Raw genomic sequence first — 18,721 nt, forward strand, 5'->3', positions numbered from 1 at the left:
GAAACCCCGCAACCGATAGGCGAGCATCCGGAGAAAGATCAGAGAATAGGTCTATTCAAACGACCCTGCAGCACATAGCGTGGCGGAAACGGCCCGCTGACCTATCCGATTGGATATTCACCTGTCCGTAAGGCAGGCTTCATGCCATGCCTTCAATGATTTATTAACGCATTTGCGTGTGGTTGGGGACAGACGGAGATTTGAGATGAAAATTCTTATTGCTGACGACCACGAGCTTATTTTAAATACCCTCGTCGCCTTCATTGACGCCGCAGGCGGGATTGAGGTTGAGACCGCGCCGGATTTCCCCGCCGCGAAAAATTTGATTGAGAACGACGGAGCCTTTGATCTGGTCCTTCTGGACCTGAACATGCCCGGCATGAACGGGTTGAGCGGGCTTGAAACCTGCATCGCTATGGACGGCGCCCAGCATGTGGCCCTGTTTACCGGCGACACCTCGCGCGATCTGGCGCAACGCGCGCTGGAGCTTGGGGCCGCAGGTTTCATCCCCAAGACTCTACCGGCCAAATCCCTGGTCAATGCGATCCGCTTCATGGCGATGGGGGAACAGTATCTTCCTGCGGGCTTCATGAACGCAGAGCAGCCAGAAGACTCCCATCCCATGGCTCAAAAACTGACCGAGCGCGAGCGGCAGGTTCTGAAAGGGCTGACTGAGGGCAAATCCAACAAGGAAATCGCTCGTGATCTGGAGCTGTCCGAGCCGACAATCAAACTACATATGAAGACGCTCTATCGCAAAGTTGGTGTCAGCAATCGAACCCAGGCCGCCTTGGCCGCGCGCGAGGCGGGGTTGTTCTAAGCGTCACTATCCAAAGGGATAGGGGGCGCTCCCAATCCCCTCGGCCCCTAACCTGCTGAGCGAATGATCAGCGTTCAGATGCGGTGTATCACCCTTGCAAGAAAGGGTTTTTCCATGCCGCAACAGATTTCGAACTTCTCTGATTCCACGCGCGACATGCAATTTCTGCATTGGGTGCGCATTTCCCGATCCAATTTTAGAACGCTGGGGTGGCGTCGCATCTTAAAGGGTGGGCGCCTTAGCGATCTAGGCCGCCTGCCTCGTTACGTGGCATTATACCTTCTTGGGGCGAGTTGCATCTGGGCCCCGATCAGCGGCTATTTGGCGACCGCGCCTGTCAAATACACCTCTCACGCATCATTCATCCTGCCAGGATCTGGCGCTTCGGCATCGGTCAATCTGGCCAATATCGGTCAGGCATCCTCATACGCGAATTCCGCCTTTGCCAACGGGTCAATCAGCCCGACCGAGACGTATAAACGTTTGTTGTCGGCCGACCGTATACTCGACGCGGCAGCCAAGGCGGTAGTGGCTGACCGGGACGCGTTTGGAAAGCCGCGGGTGCAACTGGTCGATCAAACCAGCCTGATCCATATCGAGCTTCAGGCGGCCTCTCCGGCAGACGCTCAGCAATATGGAGACGCCTTGGTGGCCGCCTTTTTCGCTGAGATTGACGCCCTGCGCGCCGATGAAATTGCCACCCGTGAGGCCAGCAATACCGGCGCGATCGAAGACTACACGAGCGCAATTCAGGCCACGCGGGCCGAGATCAAACAGCTGCAATCGCAAAGCGGTCTGATATCAGTCGCGCAATACCAAGAGCAGGTCGCCGCTAATGACCGTGCAAAGCAGGAGCTGCGAACGCAGGAGAGCGAGCTGGCACGCCAATCGGAACGTGTCGCCGCGCTTCAAGTCGCGTTGAATCTGCCCTCTGACGCAGCGGCGGCAACGCTGAAACTCTATGCTGATGCGCAGTACCTATCGTTGCTTGCGGATGTGTCGGCGGGGGCTGCAAAGCTGGCGCAAGCCGACGCGACCTACGGATCGCGCCACCCAATCTATGTGAATGCCCAAAACGAATATGAAGGGGCGCGTTCGGTTGCTTTAAAACGCGCGGCGCAGGTGACTGGTCTTGAGTTCGAGCAGCTCGGTGGACTGGATCGCGCGCCGGAAGGGCAACGGGCGCAGTTGCTCAGCGAGTTGGTGCGCGAAGATGCCTTGCGCGCCGGATTGGAAGAGCTTGTCGCGACACAGCGCGCGCAAGTTCGTTTGGAAACCCTGCGCCTGTCAGACCTCGCCCCCATCGCCGCTGAATTGGAGGACCGGCAGAGAGATTTCGCCGTGGCAGAAGCCGTGTTCGCCTCTGCCATCGCGCGGTCCGAGTCGAAAAAGACCGATGTCTATGCCTCCTATCCCTTGATCCAAGTGCTGGAGAACCCGTCTCTGCCGACTAGCCCGTCTTCGCCGAACAAGAAAATCTCGATTGCCGCCGGGATCGTTGCAAGCCTTATGCTGCTGATGGGTTTGGTTCTGGCATGGATCCGAAACCCGCTGATCTCAAAGCTTCTGAAAGACCAGAAAGAGGCCGCAGTTTAATGCATGTGGCCCCTCAACGCCCGGCCGAAAAGATTGTCTGGTACACGCTGATCTGCACATGGCCGTTCTACGGGATGGGCGCGCTTTATGTTGTCGGTCCGGTACTGGGTTGGATGTTGGCTGCGATGGCCGGTTTGTCCCTTTATCTCGGCCCGGCGATCCGCTCGGATATGCGCGCAACGGGCCCCGTCCCCACCTTGGTCTGGGTCTGGGGCGTTGGCATGCTGGTGATGCTGATCTCACTTTGGGCAGGCCATGCAGACTGGAACCTCGGCACCACCAAAACGATCAAATCAAGCATCGGTTGGGCCAAGGGTTGGGCACTGATCCCGTTGTTTGTCCTTGCCGGAGCGGTCCTGCCCATCCGTCGCGAGGTTCTGGTCCGAGGGCAATGCATGCTGGGCCTTTGGACCCTGTGCCTTGTGCCGCTGCTAGTTTTCGCCCCCTATGCCGGTCTGCCGCATCTGCTGTTTACGTCTCCGTTGAAAGCGGTGGGCGGTCCGGGACCTGAATATTTCTCGGTTTACCTGTATACAATCGACCCCGCCAGCGGAACGCCGCGTTGGCAGTTCTTTGCGCCCTGGTCACCATTCGTGGCCTTGTTGGGCGTCTGTATGGTCTTGTTTGCGTTGGAGGAAAAACACCGCAACTGGAGCGCCATCGGCTTGGCTGCCGGAGTTCTGATGATCCTGATGTCCAAGTCCCGTATGGGCTTGGTTGGATTAGTAGTCTGCTCGCTGTCACCCCGCCTATTGCCGCTTGTCGCTCGCAGCTTGGGATGGCTGTTATTGTCTACAGCCACCACAGCCATAGCCGTTTGGGGCACTACCTTTGCCGAGTTCGGGCACCGAGCCCTCTACAGTTTCAAATCCGCGCGCGCCGACAGTACACGCGTACGCGAAACTCTGCAGCGCATTGCGTATGAACGCTGGCAATCGGATGCGATGGTTTTCGGGCACGGCACAGTCAGGCCCGGAGCGCATCTTGTTGAATACATGCCGATTGGAAGCCATCACACTTGGTACGGCTTGTTATTTGTCAAAGGGTTGACCGGATTTGCAGCGTTCCTGATCCCTTTCCTCATGCATTTTGCGATCGTCGCTCTGGACGCCACCAAATCGGAAAGAGGGAGGCTGCCACTTGGGCTAATGCTCACTGTACTCCTGCTGACTTTTGGAGAGAATATTGAGATCCAAACCTACTTGCTATGGCCAGCACTTTTGATGCTTGGGTGTCACCTGAGAGAGATCAAATCGGTGTGTTTGAATAAAAGATGTACTGGCTAGGGTCTAAGCATGCGATGGCAGCAAGCGAACTCAAGCAAATATTCCCTCAGCTTTTCTCCGACACAAAAGGAAAACAAACCCTAGCCGCGACGAGTAACTGGAACTGATCGGATAATGAGAAATTTAAGCAAGGCCCGTGCTTGCTTCGTAGAAGTTAATTTAGATCGCCCTATCGCAGCAGTCTCTCCGCCGTATCTGCGTCTGCTACCAAGATGAAGCGACCGGCCCATGCCTTGTCAGATTTAACAGGCGGTTGGGTCAATGTTGTGACGGAAAAGTCAAACATCCTTGGCGTTTTACATGGATATGTGGAACGTCACTGATATTTGACTCAATCGACAGCCACCACCTCAATAAATCGGTCAACCACGTCTTTCAATTCCGACCCATACGTCAAGCATTTCTGACCCAATACCAGTAGCCGCCATTCATTGAAGCTACGGCCAAAGTCTGTTGAGAGCCCACTTTGGCCGGTGCTGCGCGTTGCCCAATGATAGCAATGCGTAGAAAGCAGACTTTGCGTCGACAACCATGCGACGCGTTTCATCAGTATCTGATCAGAGTATCCACTATCGCTTGCCGCGTTGCGTCATCATTCTGGAAAATCCTGCCGGCGAGAAACTCAGATGGAAACTCCGGCCACGTTTTGCGCATTTCGGTGATAAGTCGCTGAGCTTCTTCGGCATGTCCCAACTGATCCTGCGCAACGGCTTGGAACAGGAGAGAAGGAGCACTCACAGGCGCACCGGCTGCGGGCGCTCCTTTAAAGGCGTCTACTACCTTTTCGTATTTCCCTAGCATCAGTTGCGATACACCCCAGATGTTTCGTGCGCCAAAGCGGCCCGATCCTGACCTTGATCTTTCTGGATCGCTAACCTCAGCCGCAAGTTTTGGGGCACCCGCCATGATGGCGGTGATGCCGACAAGATCCAGAATATGACCATCATTCGGCGCAAGCTCGACCGACATTCTTGCGTATTTCATAGCTTCGACTGGTTTGTTTTGGATGGCCAATACCCAACCATTTGCACCGTTTGCCCACGCATCAGTGGGAGATAGATCAAGCGCTTTTCTCGACATCTCGGAAGCTTGGCTAAAGAGGTCATCTCTCTGTGCATTATCAGGGGACAGCATGGCCAAAGTCGCCAGGACCTGTGCCGATCCGGCATAACCGTCCGAGAGCGCGGGGTCGAGCTCCGCGGCATGCTGAAACATTCCCAGTGCTATTTGCTGGCGTTTGACGTCAAAAACAGGAAAAAACATTCCTCGGGCCTGATCCGCAAGATTAGCCGCTTGAAGCCTTGTCAAAGACTGCTCGCCAAGAGCAGTTCGCTCAGCCTGTTCGATGGATTGAGTTGTGGGCAAGACCACCTTGTTATCCCGAGTGAACCAAAAGCCTGTCACCACAATCAACGCCAAGCAACCCAGCCCAAGTGGCAGCACTTGCTGTAGACGTCGATGCCCGCCAAGCAATTCGCTGTCCTGAGCATTTGAGTTGTCGCTTCTTGTCGTACTTCCTTGCGAAAACCGTGGCTTGTATCCGCCGGAATCAACAAAAATTCGAATTCCCTGACCGTCCCATTGATCTTCATAAAACTCATTTAGCAGTCGTCGCAGCCGTCTGGCTTCGACGCGGACAAGGTTTCGACCACCAGTGCCATCAATACTCCGACCGTAGACTTCGACCGCGATTGCTTTGCCACGAATCTGAGCACCACGACCTGCAAGAGTTTCTTCGACCACGTAAGAAAGAAACTGCTGAAGTCGAGGCGAAGCTTGGAACGCGACGCTGGAAACAACGCTCTGAAGTGCCTGTCGGACAAGCTCCGGCGATGGCGGTGCAACATCTTGATCTATCGGCAATTCATTAGCTTGGTTCAAAGCAAACTCACCCCCAACTCACGGTGACTCACTTGGCGCATGTCGTCAACCGCACTCATCCTGATGTGAGAATAGATAGTGGGAACCGGGGATTATCCAGTGACTTGGGAACTGAGTGACGAGCTTCCAGAACTTTCCGATGCGCTTTCAGGGCGTATCGGAACGGATGCGTTGCTCAGCGAGGCAATTGAAGACCTAAAGAAAGTTACTGCGCTGTTGGATGACACATCGATCACAGCCTCAGAGCGCGCGGAATGGGACCACATCAGATCCGAACTCGTGAACGAGCTTCGCCGGATGGTGAAGCGCAACCTTCGTAACACTCCTAACTGAGGACCTATCCATGACCAAGGAAGACAATGGGAAAGACCTGGAGAACAAACAGGTTCAAGCGACAGACCAAATTGAAGACCCCTCGCGACGGAATGTTCTTAAGGGTTTAGCCACTGGAGCAGCCGCAACGGGGGCAGCTGGGTTTGCGGCGGGGAGTGCCGAGGCCCACGAAGGAGACGGCCCACTGGGAGAAACGCTCAAGAACCCATACGGTGGTCGGCCCGCAGGCGGCATCTCTTTGCCAGAGTACTTCCGCCCGACGAAATACATGACGGGTTCTAACGCGAATTATTTCCCACTTAGCGAGGAGTTGGGTCCAGATGAGATGCGCATCTCATTCTGTGGTTCAACACCCTATCCGCCGCGCGAAGATCAGGCGGGTACTTGTATCATGGTAGAGTTGGGAAATGGAAAACGGTTCTTTTTCGACTTTGGATCCGGGTGTGTCCGTAACATCATTGCCATGCAGGTGCCGGGGCAGCTGATCAACGACATCTTCATCTCTCACCTGCATGTCGACCACTATGCCGACATCCCTTACATCTACCCGTTCCGGGCTTGGTCAGGAGGGTACACGCCGCTGCGCATTCACGGTCCCTCTGGTCGGACACCCGAGCTTGGAACGGCCGGGATGGTCAAAGGCATGCAGCAGATGCTCAAATGGCACCTTGAAGCATTTGACGTGTTCCCAATTGGTGACGGCTATGAGATCGAGGTCAACGAGTTCGATTTTCGACAAGAAGGCGGCATCGTTTACGACCAAGACGGTGTGACTGTTCGGTCCTGGCCGCGCAGCCACGCCAAGGATGGCGCAGTTGGGTATCGGCTGGATTGGAATGGTCTGAGCTTTGTATGGACAGGCGATGGCCGACCAGACGAGCTTTCACGGAAATACGGCGAAGGTGTTGATGTCTTTGTAACAGAAATGTCGGGACAGGATGTTGGTCAGCTGATGACCTACAAATACGGTATCCCACAGGATCTGTTCAACTACACAATCGATACGCACCATACCTCTCACTATGCCGTGGGTAAGCTCTTTGCTGACGCAAGGCCGCGTTTGGGAATGGTGACGCACTATACTCAGGACGAAGACATCGACGCTGAAATGCTGGCTGGAATTCGCGCCCACTATGACGGTCTGTTCCAATGGGGTCTCGATGTAGCCGTTGTAAACGTGACCAAGGATGCGATCTGGTACAGGAAAGCTGCCCTGCCCGGAAAATCCGGTACTGTCCCACCATTTCGCGAACTGGCTGCAGCAGCCGAGGCTGGGCGTATTGAGCTTCCTGATGAAGTCACACTACCTAACCCAAGGCTCACTCGAGCAGATCAGCAAGATCAGAAATACCGAGATATGGAGATTGATCCACGTGAGTATTACCCAACCGACGTTTTCCGAGCGCCCGGCGGGGACTGGCCACAGGACTTTACCATCAAAGTTTCGGATGTAATCGGCTCGCGCGATGAAGACTGAGGAGAGATTGAACAATGATTGAATTCGGTTCGACTTCCGCAATCCCTGTAACGATCCTTACCGGCTTTCTTGGAGCCGGTAAGACAACACTTTTGAACCGCATCCTGACCGGCAATCACGGGTTGCGGGTTGCGGTTCTGGTGAATGACTTTGGATCAATAAACGTAGACGCCGACTTGGTCGTCGGTCTCGAAGATGATGTGATGAGCCTGGCAAATGGCTGCGTTTGCTGCTCGATCCGAGATGACCTGATCGAAACGGTAGAGGCTGTTCTCGCCCGGCCTGAGAAACCGGAATACATCGTCCTTGAAGCCAGTGGAGTGTCGGACCCGTCATCAATTGCAATGACATTCACCGATCAAAAGTTTCGGGACATGATCCGCTTGGACAGCCTCATGTGCCTGGTCGATGCGGAACAGCTCTTTTCTGCGCCGGAACAAATGGAACTGAAGCTCCGTCAAATCGCGTTCTCGGACATGGTTATTTTGAACAAGGTCGACCTCGTCGACAGGGCGGCTGTTCAAAGGGTGCACGATTGGCTCGGGTCTCGCTTCCGTCGATATCGTCTGGTCGAAGCCGTCAACGCAGATGTCCCACTGGATATACTTCTTTCTGTTGGCCGCTTTGCCGCCGAACAGCTCGAAACAGAAATACCCGATCATCACGAACATGGACCGGATTGTGGTTGCCACCACTCTGATCACTCGGACAGCTTCTCAACAACAATGATGAAAGCTGAACGCCCGATAAGCTTGTCTTCTCTTCGGAGTGCAATTCGCAATCTTCCGGGCGACGTTTATCGCCTCAAGGGCTTTGTTTTTAGCGAGGAGGATCCGGATCATCGCATTCTTGTACAGGTTGTCGGAAAGCGCATGGACATCGCAAGGGATGGCGCATGGGGCCACCGAAAACCCGAAACAAGGCTTGTTGCAATAGGTGCACCTGGGGCACTTTCGGAATACGAGCTTTCCGATGCGTTGTTGGCAACCGCATAACGGCAAGTTCGACCAAACTTGTTTGCGTGTTTTTCTTGAATTCCAACACGTAACAGCTCGAAAGCCCACAGCGCTGAGGACCAAAAGTGGAGAAATACCCTATTGCTTAAGCAGTTTAGGAAATGGAGCCAAGCGATCAGATTGCTTGCACTTGCCACTGCGATTGCCCTGTCGGGAACGGCTGTGCGCGCGCAGGACGTTTCAAGTCGAGAACTTGAAGACACAACCCCAAACCTCGGATTGCCGAGTTCAGCTGGAGGACAAGATGCCGAGTTGCTTTCTGCGTTCCATGGGCTCGAGGCGTTGCCCCGAGTAGCAAATCTCATTTGCAGAGGTTCTAGGGGCAAAGATGGGATGCCTGTTGTTTTTTCTGCCGAGGTAGATCTGGAAACTTTGCAAGCTGGCGACTTCAGAGTCGTAACAAAATCAGGCCAGATCGGAACAATGCATTGCGCATCAGTATTGCCTGCCACCGATCCCGGTGAATTGCGCACGGTGCTTCTCATCGGGGATTTTGGGAACGCTTCCGAGGATCCACCGGTTCAAGTCGAGGTTATTGGACACCTTCATTCCATCGATGGAACACTTGATTTTCGAGGTGCCACTGTAGCCGTGACTCCGCTGGAAGACGGGCCGTCAATGATCTTTGCCGAGGTTGTTGAAGATTGGACTTTGGTCGGAAACTTGGGGCCACGCCGAACCAGAGGAAGCCTTTGTCCAAGTGACAACATCGTACAGGCCATTCGGGTAACTTGGGCGGGTGGCGTCACGCTGGCGAACGGCAAGGAACCTGGCGATGCGGAGCGTGATCTGTACAGGATCATCGTAGAGGCCGAGGATGGATCTCAACGCATAGTAACTCCCGCGGCGCTTGCCGATCTGGGTGACGGGGACAATAACCACATGCTCTGCCTTGATACAAAGGATCGATCCATTTCGGTTTCCTTTCCAGCTGGCATTTTCACGGATCCGAATGATGATCTAAACCCAGAAACCAGCGTATTTGTTTCAAAACCCAATTAACAAACTGCTTTAAGGTTTGTTCGAATGGACTTTTGGCCGAAAATGCCCGGCCGGGCCGGTTGCAGGTATTGCAGCGCTAAATGCGAATGAACGGACTTGTTCGCCTCTCGGACATTGAAAACTCGGTTTTGAAGGTCCGCTTTGGGCTGATTGCGGTCCTTTGGAGCAATACTGAGGATGTCTGCAAAGTCCGCATTGCGGTTACTCACCACAATTCGACGAACGACAGCACCGAGCCCAAGGTTTCACTAGTCGGTACGCAGTTTTGAGAGCATGGGGCAAGAGACATTCCCGCCGTCGCAGTTGACTGTGAGTTCGTTCAGCGCCGCTTCCAAGCGCTTCAGTTCGTTTATCTTTTCCCGCACATTGAAGATATGAAGCTCAGCCAGCTCTTTTACGGATCGGCAATCCTCTCCGTCGCCTTCGGACAGGCTGAGAAGCGTCTTTGTATCGGCTAGTGGAAAGCCCAAATCACGGCATTTTTTCAGGAAACGAAGCCTTCCAACATCGTGCGCGGAGTACATTCGCCGGTTATTAGGTGCCCGTTCTGGTTTGGGCACGATCCCTTCGCGCTCGTAGTAGCGGATCGTTTCAATGCCGACACCGCTTTGCCGGGATGCTTCCCCAATCGCAAACATGTGAGTTTTCCCGTCTTGATCCTGTAGTGACTACAGGAATTATACGAGAGGCTGACACTTCGACAACTCCAACTAGTCAAGGGAAAGAAATGCAGAAGTACCTTAGCGTTAGTTATCTGGGATCACTGTCAGCACTCGGCGTCGCGACTTGCTGTGTATTACCCATGACTATGATGTTGCTGGGACTAGGGGGCAGTTGGCTGGCCATTTTCGGAAAGATCGCGGCGGCAAGCTACTACGTATTGACGATTTCGACGGCGCTTGTCGCTATATCGTGGCTTGTATCTTATCAGCGCGGCTCCCTAACAAAATTGAAATGGTGGCTTTCGGGGACGACCGCAATCACCGCGTTAGCTTGGGTCGTCGTCTTTAACGAGGCCCGGATCAACGATTACCTGATAATGCAGATGTGAAACAATGACAGAGCAAACTGTAGTGCTTGAAAGCACCCTGACGTGCCCGAAATGCGGTCACAGCGAAACCGAAATAATGCCGACGGATGCTTGCCAGTGGTTCTATGAATGCAAGTCTTGCGCAGCGGTCTTGAAGCCGTTGGAAGGGGACTGTTGTGTCTACTGCTCCTATGCCACGGTGCCTTGCCCGCCGATCCAGAATGGCGATAGTTGTTGCGGATGACAAAGTCTGCTTTGTCCGCTGCGCAGTCATTTCACGAATGACCGAACCGAGCCCGAAGCGGACAAAACTTGCGGCTAAGAGCGAAAAATCCGAATGTAGCCTCATGGCTGGTAACACAAGAAGAAAAACGATGGTCGTGGGTGCGACCGGCGGCATGGGAAGTGCCGTGGCTCTTGAGCGGGCACGTCAAGGGGACGTCCTTACTCTGATCGGGCGGGATCACTCGAAGCTGTCGAAGGTCGCTCAAAAGATCGGCGACGAACACGAACAGCCAAGAATCCTGACCGTTGATCTCGGGGATATGGATTCTTGTGCCAAATGTATGAATGAGACCGTCGAGTTAATGGACGGCCTCGATACACTGATCTTTTGTGCCGGCGCACACGTACGAGGTCGGACGACGGAAGCGGACCTTCAAAGCTGGGATCACGTTTTGGATGTGAATTTTCGTTCATTCGTCCATCTGGTCCGTGCGGGTATTGATCCTATCAATGCATCCGGGCGCGGCGCTGTCATAGCGATAGGTTCGATCACTCCTGCCCATGCCGGTGCAGGGATGAACCTTGCGGCCAAGCGTGCACTCACTGGTTTCTGTGAGACACTCTTCGATGATGTTCGTGAGTTCGGAACAAAGGTTAGCGTGATCCAGCCCGGATTCGTCGCTACAGCCATGTCTGCGTCACCAAGGCTTCAATCCGATTTGATGATCCAGCCAGAAGATATATCTGACGCAGTTGGGTATATCCTGCAAACCACTCCAAGTGCGTGCCCGACCGAAATAGTGATCCGTCCCCAACGATCACCCTACTAGTGAGGTTCTTCCAAAATCGGCAACGACCGCTTCGTCCGCACTGCGGTCGTTGAGTGGAATTCATTCAAAGTCTCCACTGAGCCCAAAGTACCGGATACTGCGCAACGATCACTTGGCGGGTTCTGCACCGTAGTCCGCCTCCGATCGGTCTTAGTTCGAAGGTGCAACATTTTTGGTGCATACTTCCCTGCCTGTTTGCATTTGCGCGCGCTTACATCGCCGTGTGCTAGCTACAACTGCGTGACACCGGCACCCGGCTCTGTTTATCCGTCGAGCATCGCGAGCACGGCGTCGCGTTCGGACAGGACCAACAGCAAGGCAAGATCACCCGGTTCCAGCTTTTCCAATATCATCGAGGCAGCTAGAGAGGGCGAAGATGCTCTCAGGATTTGTTGCGCGTCATATCCCTGTTCTAAGGCGGATTTTTTGATCAGGTCCGGGATTTCTCCCAATTCGCGACCTCTTAAATACCCTTCCAGTTCGGCTGCGACGACTACGTCGGGCTGGAAATTTAACGCCGTCGCGGTAACGTCCCGAATATCCTGATCCGACCGATCGCCAGCATGGCTGAGCATAATGTAACGCCGTTTCGCCGGTAGGCTTGACAGCGCATCGCAAACGGCCGAAATCGAGTGCGGGTTATGCGCAAAATCCACAAAAACACGCGCATTATTGTAACTAAACTCGTTGCAGCGTCCGGGGTTGTCCTTGGCGTCGGGTTTGAACCCGGCCAACCCATCCCGAGCCCCCTGAACGGGCAAGTCCAGTGCCAAGGCAAGGCACAGGGCCGCCAGCGCGTTCAGGATATTGTAATTCGCAGCGCCGCCCATGGTCAGCGGAACATCGGAAACTGCAATGACTACCTGTTCGACCGCACCGTCGAAAAAGACGATATCTCCCTCCTGCACATAGGCGCAGCACTTGCCCGCATCACGCGCCTGACGGACAAGGTTGTTCTGCGCATCCAGCGAGAACCACCAGATATTTGCGGATGTATTTTCCGCTTCTGCGCGGACATACAAGTCATCGGCATTCAGTGCCAGCACGCCACCCTCGGCCAGCGTGCGATGCACGGCGAATTTGGCCTGAGCCAGTTCCGGCACCGTGTTGACCCCGTATTGCCCCAGATGGTCGTTTGCCACATTGGTGACCGCCGCTGCCGTTGCCGCGCGGGTCGGCAGACCCCGGCGCAGGATACCTCCGCGCGCGACTTCCAGACAGGCGACCTCCAGCCTTTTGTCACGCAACAGCATTCGCCCGCCGCCGGGGCCGGAATAATCGCCACGGTCGAGAATGTCGTCTCCCACCCGCACAAATTCGGTCGAGGTCAGCCCGGCAACCTTGCCCGAAGCGCGGGCGATCGCCTCAAGTAAACGGGTTGTGGTTGTTTTGCCGTTGGTTCCGGTTATGAAGGCCACCGGGATATTGTGCAGAGCCGACCAGTCCAAGTCATCGGGGGTAGGCAGCGCATCGACCGGCCAGGTCTGACTGCCAGTACCGTGCCCGATCGACACTTCGTCATCATCGCACAGGATATCCACACCATGCGCTTCTGCTGCCGCAATCAGGGCGATCAGCGCGGGATTGGCTTCCTTCTCCATAACGCATTTGACATCCGCAACCATCTGATCGAAATCGCCGGGCTCGGATGCCAACAGTTCGGCAGCACAGAAATGCCAGACGGTTTGCACCGCGAAGATCGCGGAATAGAGCTGATCCATCGGTGCTGAAATCGCCAGATTGACGCCACCGGTGAAACTGCGGTGGGTTACGTCCTGATCCTGCCAGCCAAGTGCGTCCAGCACGCGGCGCGCGTGTTTTTCCCACAAAGCAGTGACCTGCGCGGTGCCGGTATCGGTGAAAAACACATCCATCACCGCGCCGGGGCGGTTCCACAACAGTCCCGGCCCGGTCAAGCGTCGGGCATCGTCTACCCGGATATGATCGGCGTACGCGCTTTCAATTGTCAGCGCGTTTTCAAGCTCTTCGATCCGGTCCATTCCGGTACCCCCGCTTAATCCGCGTCTTCGCTGATGTCGCGGGCCAGGCGCACGCCGCGCGCATCCCGGATCAGGTTCTGGTCGCTTTCGAACATGTCCTCGAACGAGGTGTCGATGGGGCTTGCCACCGGCGCAGCCTCTGTGACCGGCGCTTCGCTATCGGAGTTGAAATAGATGATCTGCTTCCAGCAGCGCGTTGTGTCATCACCGAAAATCACCAGCAGATCGCCCGGTGCGGCCTGTTCCAACGCTGCAGTCACCGCTTTGACCTCATCCGGGATGATCGTGATCGCGGCATCATCGACGCCGTTGTCGATCAGGGCCTGCCGCATCATTTGCGGTACTTCGTCGTGTCCACGGCCCCGGCGGCGGTCATCTGCCTTGCAGATGAAATGATCAAAATGCCCGGCCAATGCGGCGGCCCCGTCGATGATATCCTCATCGCGCCGGTCGCCGGGCATCGCAACAACGCACAGCCTTCGGCCCTTGACCTCCAACTGATCGGCCAGAGCCGCCATCGCCTTGAGCGCGGCAGGGTTGTGGCCATAGTCGAGGATCACCTTGAAGGGATGCTCGTCATAGACATTCATCCGCCCGGGTGCCTGGAAATAGCTGGTGTCGAAGGTGCGCAGCCCATGGCGGATATTGTCCAGATCCACTCCGAAACTATAGGCCATCGCGGCGGCGAACATCGCGTTCTGGACGTTGAAAATGGCCTTGCCTTCCAATGCCGCCGGGATCAGATGCGACCACAGCACCGGGATATGAAGACCGTTGTCATAAATGGTCAGCATGTCACCATTCATGCCCTTTTCAAGCACAATGGCCTTGCCGCCCGCCTTGATATGTTCCTTGACCAGGCTGTGCCCCGGATTGGTGGTGACATAAAAGATCTGATCCGCACCGGCATAGTCGGCCATTTTCAAACAGTTGATGTCATCGGCATTCAGAACTGCCGTGTCGGTGGCGCTTTCCACCACCACGCGTTTGACAACGGCCAGTTCCTCAACCGTGTTGATGCCGCCAAGACCCAGATGATCTGCCGAGACGTTGAGGCAGGCCGCTACGTTCGAGCGCTGATAGCCCAGACCCGAGCGCACAAGTCCGCCGCGTGCGGTTTCCATCACCGCAAAATCGACAGCCGGGTCGCGCAGAACGATCTGTGCCGACTTAGGTCCCGTCATGTCGCCCTTCACGCTCAGCTTGCCGTCAACATAAACGCCATCGGTCGAGGTCATGCCAACGGTCTTGCCGCTGGTTTTCATGATGTGCCCCAGCATCCTTGAAGTGGTCGTCTTGCCGTTGGTTCCGGTGATTGCCGCGATGGGAATGCGGGTTTCCTCGGTGGCCGGAAACAGCATGTCGATCACTTTGCCCGCCACGTCGCGCGGCTGACCTTCGGACGGTGCCACGTGCATCCGGAAACCAGGGGCGGCGTTCACCTCGACAATCGCGCCGCCGATATCCTTGTAGGATTTGGTGATGTCGTCGATCAGGAAATCGACGCCGCCCACATCCAGCCCGACGGCCATGATGGCACGCTCGGCCATGTCACGGTTGTCTGGGTGCACCACATCCGTCAGATCAATGGCCGTGCCGCCAGTCGACAGGTTCGCGGTTGATCGCAGATAGAAGACCTCGCCGTCAGGCAGCACAGTTTCTTCCGTCACGCCAGCATTTTCCATCAGGCGGTTGGCCTGATTGTCGATCTCCAGCATGGTCAGCACTTTTTCATGCCCGATGCCGCGGCGCGGATCCTCGTTCACGATATCGACCAGTTCGGCAATCGTGTGCGTGCCATCGCCTACTACATGGCCCGGCACGCGCTTGGCTACAGCGACCAGCTTGTTGTTCACCACCAGCATCCGGTGATCGAACCCGGTGATGAAGCTTTCCACCAGAATGGCGCGGCTGCGGGAATGTTCCTTGGCTTCGGCAAAGCCTGCCTCGACCTCTTCGTCCGAGTTCAGGTTGATCGAAACACCACGCCCATGATTGGCATCGAGCGGTTTGACCACCACCGGGTGCCCGATCCGTGCGGCGGCGCGCACGGCTTCACGCGCGGAATAGACCATGCGTTGCTGCGGCACAGGCAGGCCCAGATCGTTCAGCAGATTGTGGGTGTCTTCCTTGTCGCAGGAAATCTCGACCGAGATATGCTTGGTCTCAGAGGTTATGGTTGCCTGAATGCGTTTCTGGTATTTGCCGTGCCCGAACTGAACCAATGACCCAGAATTCAGCCTGATCCAAGGGATGTCACGCTCTTGCGCGGCCTTAACCAATGAGCCGGTTGAGGGACCAAACTCCTTGCGCTGTGCCCGCAGCACAAAGCTACGCAACTCGTCATCCCAGTTGAATTCCGGGTCGAAGTCGTAGTCCACCTGTTCCTTGAGGGATTGCGGCAATAGATGCATCAGCAGCCGCATTGCAAGCTTGCCTGCGTCCAGTCCAACATCGCGCTGGCGGTATTCGTAAACCATGTTGTATTGGCCGGGTTCGCCTGTGCCGCGCGTGCGGCCAAAGGTTACATCCGAACCGGCCACGTTCTGCACTTCGATGGCACAATGTTCCAAAACATGACCAAGCCAAGTGCCTTCATCTTCGCGCAATCGGCGGATGAAACCACCGGGTTCGCGGTAGGAACAGCCATGTTCCGCCAGACCGGGAAGGGCCTGGGTCAATGCATCAATAAACTCGGAACCAATTTTGGCCGAAGGCCAATCTTCCAGAACGCCCAGATCAATGACGTGGCGAATGACCGGAAAACTTGCCCAGACATTCGGGCCGACAAAGACATTGGTCGAGATTATTTTCATGAGGCTCCCCGTTGGTAAGCTTATTGTTTTCCCCCGCTGGCGGCCTCATCCTCGGACAGATCCGGCAATGTGCAGAACGCCATATGCTCATCCGGCGGAAAAGCCTGGCGAGCCGTCAGATCATAACGGCACCCTTCACCCAGAACGTCAAGCCGAAGTCCAAGAAGGCTGAGTGCTTCGCCGCGACGGGCATCCCACATCGAAGAATGGGTCAAATGGCTGGCATCCACCACGGTAACCGTTCCGCTGCCGATTACTTCAAAGACGTTATCGGGCCCAATGAAGGCCGCCGTGTCTTCGTCAACGCCCAATCCGATTAGAAAAGGGTTAAAAGATGAAGCGGTTAGCAATCGACCCAGGCGGTTGCGTTGGGTGAAGTGCTGATCAATGATGACGGCGTTGGTCAGACCCATACCGGGAGCCAGCGTGATGTTACCTTCGGCTGGACCAGAGTTGCTGCTGCCACCTGCTACCATATGCTCGGACATGATCGAAGCACCGGCCGATGTTCCTGCAACCGGCACCCCTGCCGCGTTTCGGCGCCGGATTTTCTGGGCGACCAGCGTGCCTCCAAGAATCGCTGACAGGCGCAACTGGTTCCCACCGGTCATAAAAATTCCGGTAGCACGATCCAGCATCCCCGCGTAATCCGGGTTGTCGCAATCGGCGCGGCGCGAGATAGGCAGGAATTCAACCTTGCCTGCACCAAGCTCGGAAAAGATGCGGTTATAGTCCGGTCCGGTTTCTTCCAGCATCGAGGCTGTTGGGATCACGACGATATCAGCGTCGGCACCGCCGGACAGCTCTACGAACTTTCGGTGAATCTGCATTTCCTTGACGCGGTCTTCACCGCCGCCGATCGGAATGATGAACCCGCGCGGGGTTTCTGCATCAACGGGTGCAGGGCACATATCTTAACTACCTTCCGGTGCTATAGCGGGCAGCCACCGGGGACCGCGCGGACGCTCAAACCTGTTCATACATGCCGCGTCGGGCTATCTGGCCGTCGCGTACATGCCATTCCCCCCGGGCCATCACATGCCGCACGGCAGTGTTTTCGTCAAGAACGACCAAATCAGCGTCCATACCCACGTTCAGACGACCTTTTTGGTGCAGCTTCAGCAGGTCGGCGACATTTGAGGTCAGCGGAGCCAGCGCTTCGGGCATTGGTACTCCTCTGTTGGTGAGTTCGCGCAGCGTGTCCGGCAAAGTGTCCGACAAACCCACACCAAACCGTGTCAGATTGCCTTCATGGTCAAAGGCGGGCAGGCATCCACCACCGTCAGAGCTGATGGTGAACCGGTCGGCGTGACCGCCCAAATCGCGAAACTGAATGTAGGCCTCAGTAGCAGAGATGCCCGGCTCGACATGTCCGCAGGGGAATGCGGTAGCGTCGATGTAACATCCGTGCCGTGCTAGCGCCACGGCCTGTTCGAAGAGTGGTTTGTTGCGATTGACATGGGTTGGATTGAAGACGCGTGCGGGCATTTCGCAGGTCGCGATGGCTTGTTCCAACATTGACAGCCCTCGCTCGCCATCTCCCATATGGCAATGCACAATCCCCGCCTTGCCAGTCATCAGGCCTGCGACATGCGCTTCGCTTGCGATCCGCAGAAACTCGTCCAATGTCGGTTGGCTCGACCGGTGATCACTGATCGCCAGTTCCCCAACACCGATGACCGGATCAAGGAACACAATGTCTCCACGGGCTGAACCGGTGAGGGTGGTCAGTGGGACGTGATAGCCACCGGTGTGACACCAGGCTGAAAGTCCTTCTTCGCGCAACCCATAGGCCTGTTGCACCAGCGTCTGCGTGTTGCGGGTCAGATCGTCCGTGCCCAATACTCCAACGACTGAAGTGACACCGGCACGCGTGAAAGAGGACAGGACAAGCGGCGGCACCCGACTGGCTGGTCCGGTTTCACCGCCACCGCCAGTTATATGCGCATGCCCATCAATAAAACCCGGAACAACCGCTGCGCCTTCGACGTCAATGATCTCTGCCTGAAGCTGGTCAGGCAATTCGGGTTTATTGCTGCCGAGGTAAATGATGCGTTCACCCGCAGTGAGAATATGGCCCAAACCAACAGGTTCAGGTGAATAGAGGCGCGCATTCTTGATGAGCTTCAACACGTTGCAAATCCGTCAGTAGGAGCGAAGACGTCCTTCTTTGCACCAAATGGCAGCAGAAGAACCATCCCCTTTTTCGGGGAAAGCGTAGATGTCGGTCGTACGCCACTAGCAGACAATGAGAAAAATGAAGCGGATGGCAAGGTTGTCCGCAATGCCGACGTTGGAAGACCTGATGAGCGAGCAAACAATGCGGATGACCGCTTTGGGCTGATTGTGTTGAAGAAGTCGGCTTTTGAGACGCGTTGATATTGCGGTCGCGTTCGCTTGATCTGCGAA

The 18,721-nt window shown here is 55.7% G+C and carries 16 protein-coding genes; 10 read left to right on the forward strand and 6 right to left on the reverse strand.

Annotated elements, in window-relative coordinates; genetic code table 11:
* The first annotated feature begins 205 nt into the window (after nucleotides 1-205).
* The 3 genes from AC2FNR_RS22440 (at nucleotide 206) to AC2FNR_RS22450 (ending at nucleotide 3,702) form a co-directional block, all read left to right on the forward strand.
* Nucleotides 206-820 carry a response regulator gene (locus AC2FNR_RS22440; RefSeq protein WP_496851583.1) on the forward strand — a complete coding sequence of 205 codons (615 nt, stop codon included), beginning with the start codon at nucleotides 206-208 and terminating at the stop codon, nucleotides 818-820.
* A gap of 267 nt (nucleotides 821-1,087) precedes the next feature.
* Nucleotides 1,088-2,416, forward strand: a complete 1,329-nt coding sequence (locus AC2FNR_RS22445; protein ID WP_496851585.1) for a GumC domain-containing protein — start codon at nucleotides 1,088-1,090, stop codon at nucleotides 2,414-2,416.
* Entirely contained in the window at nucleotides 2,416-3,702 is a 1,287-nt protein-coding gene (locus tag AC2FNR_RS22450; protein ID WP_496851587.1) for an O-antigen ligase domain-containing protein, read from the forward strand. Before AC2FNR_RS22445 ends, AC2FNR_RS22450 begins: the two co-directional genes overlap by 1 nt.
* Nucleotides 3,703-4,248: 546 nt before the next feature.
* Here AC2FNR_RS22450 and AC2FNR_RS22455 read toward each other — a convergent pair.
* Nucleotides 4,249-5,583, reverse strand: a complete 1,335-nt coding sequence (locus AC2FNR_RS22455; RefSeq protein ID WP_496851589.1) for a tetratricopeptide repeat protein — start codon at nucleotides 5,581-5,583, stop codon at nucleotides 4,249-4,251.
* A 99-nt stretch (nucleotides 5,584-5,682) separates the two neighbouring features.
* On the opposite strand from AC2FNR_RS22455, the gene AC2FNR_RS22460 reads away from it, so the two are divergent.
* The 4 genes from AC2FNR_RS22460 (at nucleotide 5,683) to AC2FNR_RS22475 (ending at nucleotide 9,411) form a co-directional block, all read left to right on the forward strand.
* Nucleotides 5,683-5,916, forward strand: coding sequence for a hypothetical protein (locus AC2FNR_RS22460; protein ID WP_496851591.1), 234 nt, complete (start codon nucleotides 5,683-5,685; stop codon nucleotides 5,914-5,916).
* 10 nt (nucleotides 5,917-5,926) lie between these two features.
* The gene (gene gntH, locus AC2FNR_RS22465; RefSeq protein WP_496851593.1) at nucleotides 5,927-7,393 is read left to right on the forward strand and encodes a guanitoxin biosynthesis MBL fold metallo-hydrolase GntH; all 1,467 of its coding nucleotides are present in this window, start codon (nucleotides 5,927-5,929) and stop codon (nucleotides 7,391-7,393) included.
* A 14-nt stretch (nucleotides 7,394-7,407) separates the two neighbouring features.
* Complete coding sequence (locus AC2FNR_RS22470; RefSeq protein WP_496851595.1) at nucleotides 7,408-8,388, forward strand: CobW family GTP-binding protein; 981 nt, start codon at nucleotides 7,408-7,410, stop codon at nucleotides 8,386-8,388.
* Between the two features lie 354 nt (nucleotides 8,389-8,742).
* Complete coding sequence (locus AC2FNR_RS22475) at nucleotides 8,743-9,411, forward strand: hypothetical protein (RefSeq protein WP_496851597.1); 669 nt, start codon at nucleotides 8,743-8,745, stop codon at nucleotides 9,409-9,411.
* 248 nt (nucleotides 9,412-9,659) lie between these two features.
* On the opposite strand, the gene AC2FNR_RS22480 is transcribed toward AC2FNR_RS22475, so the two are convergent.
* The gene (locus tag AC2FNR_RS22480) at nucleotides 9,660-10,049 is read right to left on the reverse strand and encodes a MerR family transcriptional regulator (protein WP_496748825.1); all 390 of its coding nucleotides are present in this window, start codon (nucleotides 10,047-10,049) and stop codon (nucleotides 9,660-9,662) included.
* Between the two features lie 89 nt (nucleotides 10,050-10,138).
* On the opposite strand from AC2FNR_RS22480, the gene AC2FNR_RS22485 reads away from it, so the two are divergent.
* From AC2FNR_RS22485 to AC2FNR_RS22495, 3 genes are all read left to right on the forward strand, one after another.
* Nucleotides 10,139-10,462: a hypothetical protein gene (locus tag AC2FNR_RS22485; RefSeq protein ID WP_480714488.1), complete on the forward strand. Its 324-nt coding sequence runs from the start codon at nucleotides 10,139-10,141 to the stop codon at nucleotides 10,460-10,462.
* A gap of 4 nt (nucleotides 10,463-10,466) precedes the next feature.
* Complete coding sequence (locus AC2FNR_RS22490; RefSeq protein WP_083828990.1) at nucleotides 10,467-10,685, forward strand: GDCCVxC domain-containing (seleno)protein; 219 nt, start codon at nucleotides 10,467-10,469, stop codon at nucleotides 10,683-10,685.
* A gap of 103 nt (nucleotides 10,686-10,788) precedes the next feature.
* Nucleotides 10,789-11,496, forward strand: coding sequence for an SDR family oxidoreductase (locus tag AC2FNR_RS22495; RefSeq protein ID WP_496851599.1), 708 nt, complete (start codon nucleotides 10,789-10,791; stop codon nucleotides 11,494-11,496).
* Between the two features lie 263 nt (nucleotides 11,497-11,759).
* On the opposite strand, the gene AC2FNR_RS22500 is transcribed toward AC2FNR_RS22495, so the two are convergent.
* The 4 genes from AC2FNR_RS22500 to iadA are packed head-to-tail and all read right to left on the reverse strand — an operon-like array spanning nucleotide 11,760 to nucleotide 18,445.
* A complete protein-coding gene (locus AC2FNR_RS22500) occupies nucleotides 11,760-13,496 on the reverse strand; it encodes a Mur ligase family protein (protein WP_170353284.1) in 1,737 nt (578 codons plus the stop codon).
* A gap of 14 nt (nucleotides 13,497-13,510) precedes the next feature.
* Nucleotides 13,511-16,312, reverse strand: coding sequence for a cyanophycin synthetase (gene cphA / locus AC2FNR_RS22505; protein WP_171175831.1), 2,802 nt, complete (start codon nucleotides 16,310-16,312; stop codon nucleotides 13,511-13,513).
* A 20-nt stretch (nucleotides 16,313-16,332) separates the two neighbouring features.
* The gene (locus AC2FNR_RS22510; protein ID WP_170353282.1) at nucleotides 16,333-17,223 is read right to left on the reverse strand and encodes a cyanophycinase; all 891 of its coding nucleotides are present in this window, start codon (nucleotides 17,221-17,223) and stop codon (nucleotides 16,333-16,335) included.
* A gap of 55 nt (nucleotides 17,224-17,278) precedes the next feature.
* Nucleotides 17,279-18,445 (reverse strand): beta-aspartyl-peptidase, encoded by a 1,167-nt coding sequence (iadA, locus tag AC2FNR_RS22515; RefSeq protein ID WP_170411834.1) that lies wholly within the window; start codon nucleotides 18,443-18,445, stop codon nucleotides 17,279-17,281.
* Nucleotides 18,446-18,721: the final 276 nt, after the last annotated feature.

This window comes from Ruegeria sp. SATB045, assembly GCF_059613525.1.